Source organism: Aeromonas molluscorum 848 (assembly GCF_000388115.1).
Classification (GTDB): Bacteria; Pseudomonadota; Gammaproteobacteria; order Enterobacterales; family Aeromonadaceae; genus Aeromonas; species Aeromonas molluscorum.
Genome location: NZ_AQGQ01000001.1, coordinates 66,641 through 82,246 on the forward strand (window position 1 = coordinate 66,641; position 15,606 = coordinate 82,246).

12 protein-coding genes and 1 tRNA gene are annotated in these 15,606 nt (G+C 58.3%); 8 read left to right on the top strand and 5 right to left on the bottom strand.

Translation table 11 applies throughout. The annotated features are described in order from the left end of the window. The first annotated feature begins 23 nt into the window (after positions 1-23). Positions 24-1,028, top strand: a complete 1,005-nt coding sequence (argF, locus tag G113_RS00310; RefSeq protein ID WP_005890722.1) for an ornithine carbamoyltransferase — start codon at positions 24-26, stop codon at positions 1,026-1,028. Between the two features lie 120 nt (positions 1,029-1,148). After that, positions 1,149-2,552, top strand: a complete 1,404-nt coding sequence (locus G113_RS00315) for a YfcC family protein (protein WP_005890725.1) — start codon at positions 1,149-1,151, stop codon at positions 2,550-2,552. Between the two features lie 167 nt (positions 2,553-2,719). Here the strand turns inward: G113_RS00315 and G113_RS00320 are convergent, their stop codons facing one another. The 4 genes from G113_RS00320 to G113_RS00335 form a co-directional block, all read right to left on the bottom strand. Further along, entirely contained in the window at positions 2,720-3,211 is a 492-nt protein-coding gene (locus tag G113_RS00320) for an arginine repressor (RefSeq protein ID WP_005890727.1), read from the bottom strand. 227 nt (positions 3,212-3,438) lie between these two features. Continuing rightward, positions 3,439-3,903 (bottom strand): aspartate carbamoyltransferase regulatory subunit, encoded by a 465-nt coding sequence (gene pyrI / locus G113_RS00325; RefSeq protein WP_005890729.1) that lies wholly within the window; start codon positions 3,901-3,903, stop codon positions 3,439-3,441. 101 nt (positions 3,904-4,004) lie between these two features. After that, entirely contained in the window at positions 4,005-4,925 is a 921-nt protein-coding gene (gene pyrB, locus G113_RS00330) for an aspartate carbamoyltransferase (RefSeq protein ID WP_005890731.1), read from the bottom strand. Positions 4,926-5,198: 273 nt separating this feature from the next. Beyond that, positions 5,199-5,738, bottom strand: coding sequence for a hypothetical protein (locus G113_RS00335; protein WP_005890733.1), 540 nt, complete (start codon positions 5,736-5,738; stop codon positions 5,199-5,201). 202 nt (positions 5,739-5,940) lie between these two features. On the opposite strand from G113_RS00335, the gene G113_RS00340 reads away from it, so the two are divergent. The 5 genes from G113_RS00340 (at position 5,941) to G113_RS00360 (ending at position 13,568) form a co-directional block, all read left to right on the top strand. Next, positions 5,941-6,017, top strand: a tRNA-Trp gene (locus G113_RS00340). A gap of 343 nt (positions 6,018-6,360) precedes the next feature. Next, positions 6,361-8,250 carry a methyl-accepting chemotaxis protein gene (locus G113_RS00345; protein ID WP_005890734.1) on the top strand — a complete coding sequence of 630 codons (1,890 nt, stop codon included), beginning with the start codon at positions 6,361-6,363 and terminating at the stop codon, positions 8,248-8,250. A 642-nt stretch (positions 8,251-8,892) separates the two neighbouring features. Beyond that, the gene (gene pntA / locus G113_RS00350; protein ID WP_005890736.1) at positions 8,893-10,416 is read left to right on the top strand and encodes a Re/Si-specific NAD(P)(+) transhydrogenase subunit alpha; all 1,524 of its coding nucleotides are present in this window, start codon (positions 8,893-8,895) and stop codon (positions 10,414-10,416) included. Between the two features lie 11 nt (positions 10,417-10,427). Further along, positions 10,428-11,912: a Re/Si-specific NAD(P)(+) transhydrogenase subunit beta gene (gene pntB / locus G113_RS00355; protein WP_005890738.1), complete on the top strand. Its 1,485-nt coding sequence runs from the start codon at positions 10,428-10,430 to the stop codon at positions 11,910-11,912. Between the two features lie 372 nt (positions 11,913-12,284). Further along, entirely contained in the window at positions 12,285-13,568 is a 1,284-nt protein-coding gene (locus G113_RS00360) for an L-cysteine desulfidase family protein (RefSeq protein WP_005890741.1), read from the top strand. A 130-nt stretch (positions 13,569-13,698) separates the two neighbouring features. On the opposite strand, the gene G113_RS00365 is transcribed toward G113_RS00360, so the two are convergent. Continuing rightward, on the bottom strand, positions 13,699-14,454 hold the full coding sequence (locus G113_RS00365) for an outer membrane protein assembly factor BamD (protein ID WP_040318786.1): 756 nt from the start codon (positions 14,452-14,454) through the stop codon (positions 13,699-13,701). A 116-nt stretch (positions 14,455-14,570) separates the two neighbouring features. On the opposite strand from G113_RS00365, the gene rluD reads away from it, so the two are divergent. Next, the gene (gene rluD, locus G113_RS00370; protein ID WP_005890746.1) at positions 14,571-15,551 is read left to right on the top strand and encodes a 23S rRNA pseudouridine(1911/1915/1917) synthase RluD; all 981 of its coding nucleotides are present in this window, start codon (positions 14,571-14,573) and stop codon (positions 15,549-15,551) included. Positions 15,552-15,606: the final 55 nt, after the last annotated feature.

A 15,606-nucleotide genomic window follows, 5' to 3' on the forward strand; every position in this document is an offset into this window, starting at 1 on the left:
AACAAAATAAGAGAGAACTCATCATGGCTTTCAATCTGCGTAATCGTAACTTCCTGAAACTGCTGGACTTCACCCCGCGCGAAATCCAATACATGATCGACTTGGCCATCGACCTGAAAAAAGCCAAATATGGTGGCTACGAGCGTAAGCATCTGGGCGGAAAGAATATCGCGCTGATCTTCGAGAAAACCTCCACCCGTACCCGTTGCGCCTTTGAAGTGGCAGCTTTCGACCAGGGCGCGCAAGTCTCCTACCTTGGGCCAAGTGGTTCCCAGATTGGTCACAAGGAGTCCATGAAGGACACCGCTCGCGTGCTGGGCCGCATGTATGACGGTATCGAATACCGTGGTTACGGCCAGGAGATCGTGGAAGAGCTGGGTGCCCATGCCGGTGTCCCTGTCTGGAACGGTCTGACCAATGAGTTCCACCCGACCCAGATCCTGGCCGACTTCATGACCATGCTGGAACACGGCAAGGGCAAGCGTCTGGATCAAATCAAGTTCGCCTACCTGGGTGATGCTCGCAACAACATGGGCAACTCTCTGATGGTTGGCGCCGCCAAGATGGGCATGGATATCCGCCTGGTCGCTCCGAAAGCCTTCTGGCCGGAAGAGGATCTGGTCGCCAAGTGCCGCCTGATTGCCGAAGAGACCGGCGCCCGCATCACCATGACCGAAGATGTGAAAGAGGGCGTGCTGGGCACCGACTTCCTCTACACCGATGTCTGGGTCTCCATGGGTGAGGCGAAGGAAGCCTGGGATCAACGGGTGAAACTGATGACGCCTTATCAGATCAACATGGATGTCATCAATGCCACCAAGAACCCGGATGTGAAGTTCATGCACTGCCTGCCGGCGTTCCACAACGATGAGACCACCATGGGCAAGGAAGTGGCTGACAAGTACGGAATGAAAGGTCTGGAAGTGACCGAGGACGTGTTCGAATCCGAGCACAGCATCGTGTTCGACGAGGCCGAAAACCGGATGCACACCATCAAGGCAGTGATGGTTGCTACGCTGGGCGACTAAGGTCGCGGTAGTGGTACCGGGGGGAAACCCCCGGTTTTTCAACCATGTGACAGCGGAATAATACCTCTAACCCCTACCCGCAGCCTGCATGGATACCACCCCACAGAAGGATGTTGGACCATGACCAAATTCAAGTTCCCATCAGCCTACACCATACTGTTTGTGCTGATCGCCTTTGTTGCCGCCCTGAGCTGGATAGTGCCGGCCGGCAAATATGACATGACCATGAATGAAGCTCTCGGCAAGGAAGTGCCGGTAGCCGGTACCTACAAGCTGGTCGACGGCAATCCCCAGGGGATAGTCGACGTGCTGCTGGCACCTATCGATGGTCTCTACAATCACCAATCCTATGAAGCGGGCGCCATCGACGTTGCCCTCTTCATTCTGATCATCGGTGGCTTCCTTGGCATAGTCACCAAGACTGGCGCCATCGATGCCGGTATCGAGCGAGTAACCTACCGGCTGCGTGGCCGTGAGGAGTGGATGATCCCGATCCTGATGGCGCTGTTCGCCGCAGGGGGGACCATCTACGGCATGGCTGAAGAATCTCTGCCTTTCTACACCTTGCTGGTGCCCGTGATGATGGCGGCCCGCTTCGACCCTCTGGTGGCCGCAGCGACAGTATTGCTCGGTGCCGGTATCGGTACCCTGGGCTCCACCATCAACCCGTTCGCCACCGTGATTGCCGCCAACGCCGCCGGTATCTCCTTCACCGATGGTATCTGGCTGCGTGTCGCCATGCTGGTGGTGGGCTGGTTCATCTGCGTTGCCTACGTGATGCGTTACGCCAAGATGGTGCGCAACGATCCCAGCAAATCCGTGGTTGCCGACAAGTGGGAAGAGAACCGCGCTCACTTCCTTGGTAGCAAGGGTGACGAAATGCTGACCTTTACCCTGACCCGCAAAATAGTGCTGGGCATCTTTGCTGCCTCCTTCGGGGTGATGATCTACGGGGTGGCCGTGCTGGGCTGGTGGATGGCCGAGATCTCCGGCGTCTTCCTGGCTGCTGCCATCATAGTGGGCCTGATTGCCCGTATGAGTGAGGAAGAACTGACCTCCAACTTCATCGACGGTGCCCGCGACCTGCTCGGCGTGGCCCTCATCATAGGTATCGCTCGCGGTATAGTAGTGGTGATGGATAACGGCATGATCACCCACACCATACTGCACAGCGCCGAAGGGTTGGTGGCTGGGTTGTCCAACGTGGTGTTCATCAACGTCATGTTTGCCCTGGAAGTGGTGCTCTCCTTCCTGGTGCCATCGTCCTCTGGCCTGGCCGTGCTGACCATGCCGATCATGGCGCCCCTGGCGGACTTTGCCAACGTGGGCCGCGACCTGGTGGTTACCGCCTACCAATCCGCTTCCGGCATCGTCAACCTGGTGACGCCGACTTCCGCCGTGGTCATGGGTGGCCTGGCCATTGCCAAGGTGCCTTATGTACGCTGGCTGAAGTGGGTCGCCCCCCTGCTGGGCATATTGACAGTGCTGATCATGGCCTGTCTGAGCCTGGGAGCCGCTCTCTGAGCAAGATGATCATTGATGTCGCAACAGGGAGCCCATGGGCTCCCTGTTGTTTTGGGCGCTGTGCAACCACGGGGATGTCGCATCAGCGGCTGGATCCCCGGCAATGGAATAGATGAAGAAGAGGCGACCCTGAGGTCGCCTCTTCTTCATCTTGGGCAAGAGAGGGGTCAGCGTGCCTGGGCCAGGGTACGCAGTACGGCTTCGTGGGCCTGACGGGTACGACTGATGTGGCGGGGCGCGACCAGCACCACATCGTTGCCCGCGACGGCGCCCATGATCTCGGGGTTCGCATGACGGTCCAGCAGGCGAGCCACCACGGTCGCGGCGCCCGGGGTGGTGTGAATGAGCACCAGCTGACGGTTATGGTCGACGGAACGGACCATGTCGTGCACAGAACGGCTGCAACCGGCCGGCTCTAGCTGATCCTCTACCAGGGTATAAATCTTCTTGCCGCTGGCGTTTTGGGCCTTGGCCACGCCGAGGCGACGCAGCAACCGGGAGATGGTGGACTGACTGATGTCGGTGAAGCCCTGCTTGGCAAGCTCGTTGCGGATCTCTTCCTGGGTGCTGAAGCAGTGCTGGCCAATGATTCGGCGGCAGGCATCGAGCTGAGCCGTGTCGGTTTCCTGCTCCACCGGGTGGAAATGGGTCTTGACCAAGATGGATGTCCTTTGCCTTTGTCATCAGCGAAATCTCTGTCAGGGTGCAAAGACACTGGTGGGATCGACTGACAAAAAAGTATCGGCTAGTGGATCCATGGGGCTAACCATGGTTGAGATGGTAAATTATAGCTAATCGACAGCGGTGGGCTGTGACCCGTATCAAAAATGGGCCCCTTGGGGCCCAATCACTGATCCATTTCAGCGCTCGTCAGGTGGCGGAGCTATCAGTAACGCTCGCTGACAATATCCTGGGTGAAGGACTTCTCGCAGTATTTGCACTTCATCCGTACCGCGCCCTTGACCTCGCGCACGCTGAAGTAGCTGTCCACGGGCTCGTTGTGGGAGATGCAGTTGGAGTTGGGGCAGTGGAAGACCCCGGTGATGAACTCCGGCAGAGCCAGCTGATGTTTCTTCACCACATTGAAGTTTTCGATGATGTTGACCGTCGCATTGGGGGCGAACAGCGCCAGCTGGTTGGCCTGTTGCTCGGTCAGCCGGGTGTTCTCAATCTTGATGAGGTCCTTTTTGCCCAGGGCGCCGGATTTGAGGTTGAAGCCGACGGTGATCCGCTCCTGGGTCTCGATCAGTTGGAACAGCTTCAGGATCTTGATGCCCTGACCGGCAGGGACATGGTCTATGACGGAGCCGTGACGGATGGCTTCGACTTGCAGTTGATTCTTGTCAGGCATGATATTCCCCTCAGACGAATTCATTCAGCACCAGTGTCTGGCGCACGATAGAGTGACGGATTGCCGCTGGCCGTTGATTCTTCTCGGCCAAGGCGTGCTCCTTAAACGGTTTCGTTCAGTACCAGTGCCAGCAGTGCCTGGCGCGCATAGACCCCGTTCTCCGCCTGCTGGAAGTAGTAGGCATGGGGGGTCTGGTCGACGGCAACGTCTATTTCATCAACCCGGGGCAGGGGGTGCAGTATCTTCATGTCTGGCTTGGCACCGGTCAGGGTACTGAGGTCCAGCACGAACTTGGCGGCCATGTGCTTGTATTCGGTTTCGTCGAAACGCTCTTTCTGGACGCGGGTCATGTAGAGGATGTCGAGCTCCGGCATCACCTCTTCCATGGTCTCGTGCACGCTGAACCTTATGCCTTTCTCTTCCAGCTCTTCACACAGGTAGTCCGGCATTGCCAGCGCCTCGGGGGAGATGAAGAAGAAGCGGCAGTTGAACAGGCTCAAGGCCTGGGCCAGGGAGTGAACGGTGCGGCCGTACTTCAGGTCGCCGACGAAGGCCACGTTCAGGCCATCGAGTTTGCCTTGGGTCTCGCGGATGGAGAAGAGATCGAGCAAGGTCTGGGTCGGATGCTGGTTGGAGCCGTCACCGCCGTTGATGACAGGCACGCGGGAAAACTCGGAGGCGAGGCGGGCTGCCCCTTCCTTGGGATGGCGCATTACCACGGCATCCGAGTAGGAGCCGATGATCTTGATGGAGTCGGCCAGGGTCTCGCCCTTCTTGGCGCTGGTGTTGCCGCCATCGGCGAAACCGATGATGTTGCCGCCCAGACGCTGCACCGCCGTCTCGAATGACAGTCGGGTGCGGGTCGAGGCTTCGAAGAAGCAACTGGCGACCAGTTTGTTGTGCAACAGTTGGGTGTTGGGTTCGGCCTTCAACCGCTGAGCGGTCTCGACCACCAGTTCCATCTCGGCGCGGGTCAGATCCGAGATAGAGATGACGTGTTTGTTATAGAGAGGATTGGTCATCGTCTGCGTTCCCTTTGGCATCTATGAGGTTTTTCTGGCACAAAAAAAAGCCCCTGAAACAGGGGCTCTCTTTAAAAATAATTGGGGATCTGTGGGCCGGGAGACGAAAACAACGACTCGACGCTGGTGCATTCCACCCGGCTGCGAGGCGATTCTCTGAGTGTGTGACTGCGTCAACATATCCCGACCTTTTTCAAAACCGGATAGATTATAGAGTTGGATTTTCAATTGTCAAAAATTTATTTTTTAGGCATTTTTACGGTGGAAAAACGTTTAACTGTCGCGAATGGGGCGGCAAAGCCAGACCTGGTGTAGCGGTTGCAGTTGGGCACCCTCGAGGACCATGGCCCGCAAATAGGCCAACCGATGATGCCCCTCCAGCAGACAATAAGGGACAGGCATGGCTCGGCCGTCCGGATACAGGCTCTGCTCATCGGTCGCCAGCACTATGATGGGCTCGGGCCAGCTACCCTGGTGCAGCATGTAGTCACCTAGCCAGGAGCGGCGCACGTAGCTGTTGTGGCTGAGCAGCTCCTGCCAGCGTTCGATCGCCTCCATGTGGCGCGAACCGATCTGCAGCAGACGCTCCCTGGGCCAGCTCTGCAGCTCAAAGTGGTGACGGGCCAGATCGATAAAGCTCCAGTTGGACTCGAAACCGCGCCAATGGCGATACAACCACTGAGCCAGCACGTTTTCAGGAATGAAGGGAGCCAGAGGGCCGACCCGGGCCAGATAGTCGGGCAGGGCTTCTGTTTTGCACTCATCCCGGAAGTTGAGCGGTGCCAATTGCTGTAATAGTCGATAGTTGAGCATTTGCTACCTCCCTGATCACTCTCTTACCCTAATCCCAATTTTGCTGCTTTCCTAGCCAGACGGGGCTGTAAATACAGGCAGTTAACCAGCCAGGTGCGCTAAAATGAACACTCTTGTACAGCAATCGAGCAATCACGCCATAATCCTAAAAAAAAGCCTTTACCTTTGATCTCCGCTTTGTATAATTCGTCTCGTTTGTTGCAGGGGCGTAGTTCCAATTGGTAGAACAGCGGTCTCCAAAACCGATGGTTGCGGGTTCGAGTCCTGCCGCCCCTGCCATTTTCCGAAGAAACCGACTCATGAGTCGGTTTTTTTACGCCTGAAATATGGTTCTTGGCTGATTGATCCCGAGCCTCTCTCCCCGCCAGCCCATTGACCTGTCCTTGATCAGCACGCCTTCATCGTCCGTGCCCCAATACGATTTCACCTCGCCGCATATTTCCACACCTCCCTGCCAATATCATAAAGTCCGTTTGAACCCCGTCATTGGATCGGTCGCCGCTTATTATGTAATTCATTAATGGTGTCCTTTGTTTAATGCTTGCACCATCGCCGTCGATATAGTCCTTACAAAGCATGCCGTTTTATTCTTCACGACACGAATAGCGATTAAGGACATTCCATGAAGCTTTCTCTGCGTGGCAAGTTGCTGGCGACCAGTTTGGGGGTCGTCGTGCTGACCGTCTGCCTGCTGGGCTCGACCGTCTACTTCAGCCTGAAAAGTCAGACACTGAGTGCCATTGATAGTGAGGCACGCAACTACGCCGGTGCCTACGCGGAAGGGATAGGCAACTGGATGCAGGACAGGCGGGAAAGCCTCAGTGCTCAGGTGGATGTGATAGCGAGCTATCCGGCGGCGGATCTGGTGTCTCATCTGCAGCAGACCTTGCGCTCCGGGGGCTTCGGGCTGGCTTACTATGGCTCGACCGAGGGGGTGATGACCCGCAACGACCCGGCCCTCAACAAGGGGGACTATGACCCCAGAGAGCGACCCTGGTATCAGGATGCGGTCAAGGCGGGCGGCCTCATCATCACTGAGCCCTATGTCAGCGTCACCATGCAGCAACTGGTGGTCACTCTGGCCGCGCCTGTGATGCAGCAAGGCAAGCTGGCCGGAGTGGTCGGTGCCAACCTGGCATTGGACAAGCTGATCAAGGATGTGCTGGCCATGCAGGTGCACGGAGATGGTTACGCCATGCTGCTGGACAAGAACGGCCTCATCGTCGCCCATCCCGACCAGGCGCTGACCCTGAAGCGGAGTCAGGATCTGGATGCCAATCTGGATGTCAGCCATCTGCAGCTCATGAGTCAGCAGGGGTCACTGCAGGAGGTCGAGATAGACGGTCAGGCCAGCATGGTGCTGGTACGTGCCATTCCCCATACCGACTGGCTGCTGACCATGGTCATGAAACGGGATGTGCTGCTGGCGCCTCTCGACAGCCTGTTGTGGCAACTGGTGATGATAGGCGGCGGTCTCTTGCTGCTGTTCAGTCTGGTTTTGACCAGCACCTTCAAATACCTGTTCCAGGATCTGGGCCGGGTGGCAAGAGCCCTCAATGACATTGCCCATGGCGAGGGAGATCTCACCGTCCAGATCCAGACTCGCAGCCAGGACGAGGTTGGCCAGCTGGCCCGCAGCTTCAACCAGTTTGTGGCCCGGTTGCACGGTATCGTCAGCCGGCTGCGGGAGGTGGGTCAGCAACTGGCCGAACAGTCTCGCAGTCAGGCGGCCGGTGCCCAGGCCCGCAGCCAGCAGGTGCGTCAGCAGCAGGACGAGATCGTCATGGTTGCCACGGCCGTGACCGAAATGGCATCGGCCACCCAGGAGATAGCCGGTAATGCCGAGTTTGCCGCGACCACCCCGGGGGAGGCAGTCAAGCTGGCTGTTGCTGGCCAGTCCCAGGTGGGCCAGAGTCAGCGCAGTATCACTGGCTTGGCCGATGAGGTGGCCGATGCCAGTCAAATCATTCACGAGCTCGATGCCCATGCCCAGAAGATCAGCGGCATATTGGCGACCATCAGCGGCATCGCCGAGCAGACCAATCTGCTGGCCCTCAACGCCGCCATAGAGGCGGCCAGGGCGGGTGAGCAGGGCAGGGGGTTCGCCGTGGTCGCCGACGAGGTGAGGGTTCTGTCCAAGCGCACTCACGACTCCACCGATGAAATTCAACAGATGATAGAGACGTTGCAGCAGACCACCCGTCGTGCGGTGAGCGGTATGGAAGCCAGTCGCCAGCTGGCAGGTACCAGCGTTGAGGATGCGGAGTCTGCCAACCAGAGCCTGGGGCGGATCAATGAGGCCATAGGAACCATCAGCGACATGGCAACCCAGATAGCGGCGGCGGCGGAAGAGCAGACCTCGGTCACCAGCGAGATCAGCCGTAATATCGAGAATATCCGCCACGTTTCTCAGGAGCTGGCCGAGCAGGCGGGCGAAGAGGCGGCCCAGGCCGCCGAGCTCAAGTCGCTGACCGAGCGGCTGGCCCAGGAGCTGGGACGCTTCAAGCTCTGAGTGATGCGGTAAAAAGATGCAAAAAGGGCTGCCGATGGCAGCCCTTTCCATGTCGGCAGGTGCTGGCCAGCAGGGGCTCGGGATCCGAAGTCTGGCGGCATGGCGGGTTATGCAACCCAGAGCCTGTATCCGCGATGGGATCTTGCGATGGTCCCGACCGCAAGAATCAATTTGGCGCCAGATGGGATGAGGCGCAACATGGGGTTCCGGTATCGGTTCCTGTTGCATAATTGTTGTTTTTGGGCCCTTGGTGGCCAGCAGGGGTCGAGCCGCGGTTTTTGTTGGAACAAATTGCTCTAAGTTAGAGACAGGGCAAAACATTTTTTTTGACTGGTTGGATCACTTTTAATGGTCTTTTTTACTGTTATAAGTGGCTAATTTGGTTTGTTTTTTTTAATCGCTACTCGGGGTAGGATGAAATCTGTTCCTACCGTCGGAGTAAGGCGGTTGTAATAAAACTCCAAAATTTGATACTAATCACATTCGCACCTGAAAAGTGGGGGCCTGACCATGACAGGAGGTTGCGGAAGAGCCTGCTGATTTTCATAACAAAGAGTCCTTGGCCTGCAATTTGGCCGCGCCTTGTTTCGCGAGAGATGAGACACTAGAACGCGATTATTTATTAACCATCAGGGAATAGTCATGCAGATTGGAATACCGAGAGAGAGTCTCGCCGGTGAGACCCGGGTCGCAGCGACCCCGGCCACCGTTGAGCAGCTGAAAAAGCTCGGCTTCGAAGTTGCGGTCGAGACTGGCGCAGGTCAGCTGGCCAGCTTCGATGATGCCGCCTTCGAGGCTGCCGGTGCCAGCGTGGTGCCGAGCGTCTGGCAAGCCGACCTTATCTTCAAGGTCAATGCGCCGACCGATGCCGAGATCGCCGAAATTAAAGATGGCGCCACCCTGGTGAGCTTCATCTGGCCAGCCCAAAACCCCGAGCTGGTCAAGAAGCTGTCCGAGCGCAACATCAATGTGATGGCGATGGACATGGTGCCGCGGATCTCCCGTGCCCAGTCCCTTGACGCCCTCTCTTCCATGGCGAATATCGGCGGTTATCGCGCCGTGGTCGAAGCCGCGCACCAGTTTGGTCGCTTCTTCACCGGCCAGATCACCGCCGCCGGCAAGGTTCCACCCGCCAAGGTATTGGTGATCGGTGCCGGTGTGGCCGGTTTGGCTGCCATCGGTACAGCCGGCTCCCTGGGCGCCATAGTGCGCGCCTTTGATACCCGTCTGGAAGTGGCCGAACAGATCGAATCCATGGGTGGGGAGTTCCTCAAGCTGGACTTCGGCGGTGAAGATGGTGCCTCAAGCGACGGTTACGCCAAGGTGATGTCCGATGAGTTCATCAAGGCCGAGATGGAGCTGTTTGCCCAGCAGGCCAAGGAAGTGGACATCATCATCACCACAGCCCTGATCCCGGGTCGTCCGGCTCCGAAGCTGATCACCAAGGAGATGGTTGACAGCATGAAGCCGGGCTCCGTCATTGTGGACTTGGCTGCGGCAACCGGTGGCAACTGTGAATACACCAAGCCGACCGAGCTGTTCGTGACCCCCAACGGCGTCAAGGTAATAGGTTACACCGACCTGCCCGGCCGCCTGCCTGCCCAATCCTCCCAGCTCTACGGTACCAACCTGGTCAACCTGATGAAGCTGATGTGCAAGGAGAAGGACGGCCAGGTTGCCATCGACTTCGAAGACGTGGTTCAGCGCAACATGACAGTGATCCAGGCCGGTGAAGTGACCTTCCCGCCGCCCGCCATCGCCGTCTCTGCCACGCCGCAAAAACCGGCCGCCGCTCCGCTCAAGAAAGCTGAAGCCAAAAAGCCATCCAACAAGAAGTTCGTGTTTGGTGCTCTTGGCATCGCCGCCTTCGGTTGGGTAGCATCCGTGGCACCCGCCGCCTTCTTGTCCCACTTTACCGTATTCATCCTGGCCTGTGTGGTCGGTTACTACGTGGTGTGGAACGTATCTCACTCCTTGCACACGCCGCTGATGTCGGTCACCAATGCCATCTCCGGCATTATCGTGGTCGGCGCCTTGCTGCAGATTGGTCAGGGTTCGACACTCGTCACCGCGCTCTCGTTTGTCGCCGTGCTGATTGCCAGTATCAACATCTTCGGTGGCTTCACCGTGACTCAGCGCATGCTGAAGATGTTCCGTAAGGATTAAGGGGGTTTAACGTGTCTCAAGGACTGGTAACAGCATCCTATATCGTTGCCGCCGTGCTCTTCATCCTCAGTCTCGCCGGACTGTCGAAGCAAGAAACGGCCAAGCATGGCAACCTGTTCGGTATCGCGGGGATGGCCATTGCCCTCGTCGCCACCGTACTCAACCCGGAAACCAGTGGTGTGCACTGGATCATCCTGGCCATGGTCATCGGCGGCGCCATCGGCGTGCGTCTGGCACTCAAGGTCGAGATGACCGAGATGCCCGAGCTGGTGGCCGTGCTGCACAGCTTCGTCGGTATGGCGGCGGTATTGGTGGGCTTCAACAGTTTCATCGATCTGCATCCATCCGCTCCGGCAGCCGTTGTGGTCTCTGTCGGCTCCAACCTGGATGCGACCCTGGCCGCGGCCCGGGCGGCGTTCGAGCAGGCGGCCAGTGCCGCTCAGGCTGAGCACCTCACCGGCGCCATGCTGAATATCCACCTGGTGGAAGTCTTCCTCGGTATCTTCATCGGTGCCGTGACCTTCACCGGTTCCATAGTGGCGTTCGGCAAACTGCGTGGCCTCATCTCCTCCAAGCCGCTGATGCTGCCACACCGCCACAAGCTGAACCTGCTGGCCGTGCTGGTTTCGCTGGCGCTGATGGTGCACTTCGTCAACGCCGGTGGTTCCACTATGGCGGTGGTGCTGATGACTCTGATCGCCTTCGCGTTCGGCTGGCATCTGGTGGCCTCCATCGGTGGCGCCGACATGCCGGTCGTGGTCTCCATGCTCAACTCCTACTCCGGTTGGGCGGCGGCGGCGGCGGGCTTCATGCTCTCCAACGACCTGCTGATCGTGGTGGGTGCCCTGGTGGGCTCCTCCGGTGCCATCCTCTCTTACATCATGTGCAAGGCGATGAACCGCTCCTTCATCTCAGTGATCGCCGGTGGCTTCGGCTCCGACGGCGTGGCATCCACAGCTGACCAGGAGATGGGCGAATACCGTGAGACCAACGCCGAGGACGTGGCTGACATGCTGAAAAATGCCAGCTCCGTCATCATCACCCCGGGCTACGGCATGGCGGTGGCACAGGCGCAGTATCCGGTGGCCGAGATCACTCAGAAGCTGCGGGATCGTGGCGTCAAAGTGCGCTTCGGTATCCACCCGGTTGCCGGTCGTCTGCCAGGCCACATGAACGTGCTGCTGGCGGAAGCCAAGGTCCCCTATGATATCGTGCTGGAAATGGACGAGATCAATGACGACTTCAACGACACCGATGTGGTGCTGGTGATTGGTGCCAACGACACCGTCAACCCGGCCGCCATGGAAGATCCGGGCAGCCCCATCGCCGGTATGCCGGTACTGGAAGTGTGGAAAGCGCAGAACGTCATCGGCTTCAAGCGCTCCATGAACACGGGCTATGCCGGTGTCCAGAATCCGCTGTTCTTCAAGGACAATACCCAGATGCTGTTTGGCGATGCCAAGGCCAGCGTCGAGGCTATCCTCAAGGCACTCTGATCCTCAACGTCATAGCAGTATTCAAGGGGGGCCAAGGCCCCCTTTCTGTGCCTGCTGTCTGGCTTTCTTGCGATGTCGGATCCTGCTCCGCCTTGGTTTAATCGGCTTGTGGGTTGGCAGATTCGCGGCGGTGCGGCCATGATGGCCTTGTCAACGTGGGTTGCGAGGCTTGATAGCCACTCGGCCCTCACGCCTGTTTTTGCAACGCTAACCCGCCACTATTCCCCGGGCTTGGCTGTGGCAATCGTTCAAAAGTCGGGCATAATGCCTGCCATCACGTCGGGGTTTATCAACTAAATTTTAGTTTCCCCGCAATAATTAGTATTCACAGAAATAGAAGAGGCGCCGCGCCAGACCATGGAGCATTTGCAGATGAAGCCACAATGGATCGAGTTTATTGCCCTGCTCAAGCGTGAGGTCGTGCCGGCCCTGGGTTGTACCGAACCCATGTCGGTGGCCTTGGCTGCCGCCAACTGCCGCCGCCTGCTGGGCCAGCCGCCGCAGCGGCTGAGCGTCTGGGTCAGTGGTAATCTGTTCAAGAACGGCATGGGGGTCGGTGTGCCCGGCACCGGCATGATAGGCCTGCCTGTGGCTGCGGCTGTGGGGATCACGGGGGGCAACCCCGATGGGGGGCTGGAAGTGCTCAAGGCCCTCACCCCGGCGCAGGTGGAGCAAGCCAAGGCGCTGCTGCCCCTCATCAAGGTCGATGTGAAGGATGTGCCTGATGTGCTCTACGCCGAGGTGCTGGCGGAGGCTGATGGTCACAGTGCCCGGGTAGTGATCTGCACGGATCACACGCGCATCGTGCTGATGGAGAAGGATGGCGAGGTTCTGATGGAGCAAGCCAGTGCCCCCGGGGTGCAGATCCAGCCAGCCAAATCGACCAGACCCGCCCTGACCCTGAAGGCGATAGTCGAGTTCTCTCTCGACGTGCCATTGGCCGATATCACCTTCATTGGCGAGGCGGCCAGCATGAACCAGGCCCTGGCTGACGAAGGGTTGCAGGGTTATGGCCTGAGTATCGGCAAGATGCTAACCGATCAGGTGGAGCGCAAGTTACTCTCCGACGATCTGATGACGCTGGCCATGCGACTCTCCTCTGCTGCATCGGATGCGCGCATGGACGGCGCCATGCTGCCCGCCATGTCCAATTCGGGCTCGGGCAACCAGGGCATCGCCGCCACCATGCCGGTAGTCGCCGCCGCCCGCTTCCTCGCATCGAGCGAGGAGCAGCTGATCCGGGCGCTGGTGATGAGCCACCTGGTGGCCATCTACATCAAGACGTATCAGAACAAGCTCTCTGCCCTGTGTGCTGCCAGCACGGCTGCCATGGGGGCGGGTGCCGCCATCACCTGGTTGCTGGGGGGCAAGTTCGAACAGATAAGCCACTGTATCAATAACATGATTGGCGATGTTTCCGGCATCATCTGCGACGGCGCGGGCAGTGCCTGCTCCATGAAGGTGTCGACCTCTACCTCAGCGGCGGTCAAATCCTCCCTGATGGCGATCAACAACCTGCGAGTGCCCCAGAGTGAGGGTATCGTCTCGGATGACGTGGATCAGACCATTGCCAACCTGGGCCAGCTCTCCAAGAAGGGTATGCTGGATACCGATATAGAGATCATCAACATCATGCGGGCCAAGCAGCGCAACTGACCCTGTTGTGAGCCGAGCATCAGCTGTTTGCCTGATCGGCTTTTGCAGGGCCACGTTGGGTCGCCCGAGACCCGACGGGCGAAAAAAAACCGATGGCCTGGGCCATCGGTTTTTGTTGGAAGAGTGACTATCAGCTCTTGGCGTGCCGGTTTTCCGGGTAGTTCTTGCCGAGCACCTCACGGGCGTGCTGGGCCAGGGTTGGCATCTTGAGGGTGTCGTAGGACTCGATCATGATCTCCAGCGCCTCTTCGGTCTCCGGCGTATCCGGGTAGGTCTCAACTACCTGCTTGGCGCGGTTGGCGGCCGCAACCAGCGCATCGCGTTTCACATAATACTTGGCCACGCTCAGGTCGTAGCGAGCGAGGCGGTTTTTCAGACCTATCATGCGCGCCCGGGCATCGGCAGCGTAGCTGCTGTTCGGGTAGTTCTGCAGCAGTGTCTTGAAATCCTGGAACGCTTGACGGGCGTAGGAGGGGTCTTTGTCATCCCGGGCTATGCCGAGCTGATCCTGGAAGAAATTGTAATCGCCCGCCATGTTGGTTAGGCCACGCATATAGAAAACGTAATCTATATTTTTGTGCGCCGGATTGAGGCGGATAAAGCGGTCGATATTGGCGGTCGCCTGGGCGGTATCATCCTGCTTGTAATAGGCATAGATGAGGTCGAGTTGCACTTGATTAGAGTAAGCGCCAAAGGGGTAACGAGAGTCTAATGCTTCCAATAACTCGATAGCATTCACATAGTTACCGGCATCCAGCTTGAGGCGTGCTTTCTGGTACAGGGTCTCCGGCGGTTCGTCGGGTACCTTGGGTTTGGTGCTGGAACAGCCAGTGATCAGGGTAGCGACCAAGGCGAGTGACATCAGCAGGTGAGACTTCTTTCCCATCAACAACATCCGGTCCATTTCCACGAAATTGGCAAAGTATCCGTTATGCTTGGCTAAAAGAAAAGCTAGAATAGCCGGATTATTTCGAATTGAAACCCCCGCTCAAGAGACCATACATGAGCCAGCATATTGAATTGACAGGCGAATTCCAGGATCACCAATTCGGGCAGCGACTCGATCAGGCTCTGGCAGAAATATTTCCCGACTACTCCCGTACCCGGATCAAGGAGTGGATCCTGCAAGACCGAGTGACCCTGGATGGTCAGGTTGCCAACACCCCGCGTGAGAAAGTCATCTCGGGGCAGCAGGTCCATGTCACGGTCGAACTGGCAGACGACACCCGCTGGGATGCCCAGAATATAGCGCTCAACATCGTGTTCGAAGATGAGCATATTCTGGTGATCGACAAGCCGGCAGGTCTGGTAGTTCATCCGGGGGCTGGCACGCCGGACGGCACAGTGCTCAACGCCCTGCTGCACCTCTATCCCGACATAGCCGAAGTGCCCCGCGCCGGCATTGTTCACCGTCTGGACAAGGACACCACTGGCCTCATGGTCATTGCCAAGACGATCCCGGCGCAGACTCATCTGGTGGAGGCGCTGCAGGCCCGCCAGATCACCCGTGAATATGAAGCGGTGGCCATAGGGCACATGACCGCGGGCGGTACCGTGGATGCGCCCATAGGTCGTCATCCGACCCAGCGTACCCACATGGCAGTCATTCCCAATGGCCGTGAGTCCGTGACCCACTACCGGGTGCATGAGAAGTTTCGTGGCCACACCCGCCTGCGACTGCGACTGGAAACCGGTCGTACTCACCAGATCCGGGTACACATGGCGCACATCAAGCACCCTCTGGTTGGCGATCCCGCCTATGGTGGCCGCATGCGTCTGCTGCGTAACGGTACGCCTGAGCTGACTGCTGCGCTGCGCGGCTTCCACCGTCAGGCCTTGCATGCCACCATGCTGCAACTGGCTCACCCCATCACGGGCGAGGTCATGCAGTGGCACTCCTCCACTCCTCAGGACATGGTGGAGCTGATGGAGGCTATGCGTGCCGATACCTTGGCCAACCCAGATGATCTGATCTGGGGCTAAGCGTCGGCGGCCCAGCCGGTTGATACGGGCTGGGCCAGGGGAGTGTTAAGGGCGG

Excerpts from the sequence above, each read along its gene's own strand:
- argF (WP_005890722.1), top strand. The coding sequence starts at position 24 with ATGGCTTTCAATCTGCGTAATCGTAACTTCCTGAAACTGCTGGACTTC.
- G113_RS00315 (WP_005890725.1), top strand. The coding sequence starts at position 1,149 with ATGACCAAATTCAAGTTCCCATCAGCCTACACCATACTGTTTGTGCTG.
- pyrI (WP_005890729.1), bottom strand. The coding sequence starts at position 3,903 with ATGCCTGACAAGAATCAACTGCAAGTCGAAGCCATCCGTCACGGCTCC.
- pyrB (WP_005890731.1), bottom strand. The coding sequence starts at position 4,925 with ATGACCAATCCTCTCTATAACAAACACGTCATCTCTATCTCGGATCTG.
- G113_RS00335 (WP_005890733.1), bottom strand. The coding sequence starts at position 5,738 with ATGCTCAACTATCGACTATTACAGCAATTGGCACCGCTCAACTTCCGG.
- G113_RS00345 (WP_005890734.1), top strand. The coding sequence starts at position 6,361 with ATGAAGCTTTCTCTGCGTGGCAAGTTGCTGGCGACCAGTTTGGGGGTC.
- pntA (WP_005890736.1), top strand. The coding sequence starts at position 8,893 with ATGCAGATTGGAATACCGAGAGAGAGTCTCGCCGGTGAGACCCGGGTC.
- G113_RS00360 (WP_005890741.1), top strand. The coding sequence starts at position 12,285 with ATGAAGCCACAATGGATCGAGTTTATTGCCCTGCTCAAGCGTGAGGTC.
- G113_RS00365 (WP_040318786.1), bottom strand. The coding sequence starts at position 14,454 with ATGGGAAAGAAGTCTCACCTGCTGATGTCACTCGCCTTGGTCGCTACC.
- rluD (WP_005890746.1), top strand. The coding sequence starts at position 14,571 with ATGAGCCAGCATATTGAATTGACAGGCGAATTCCAGGATCACCAATTC.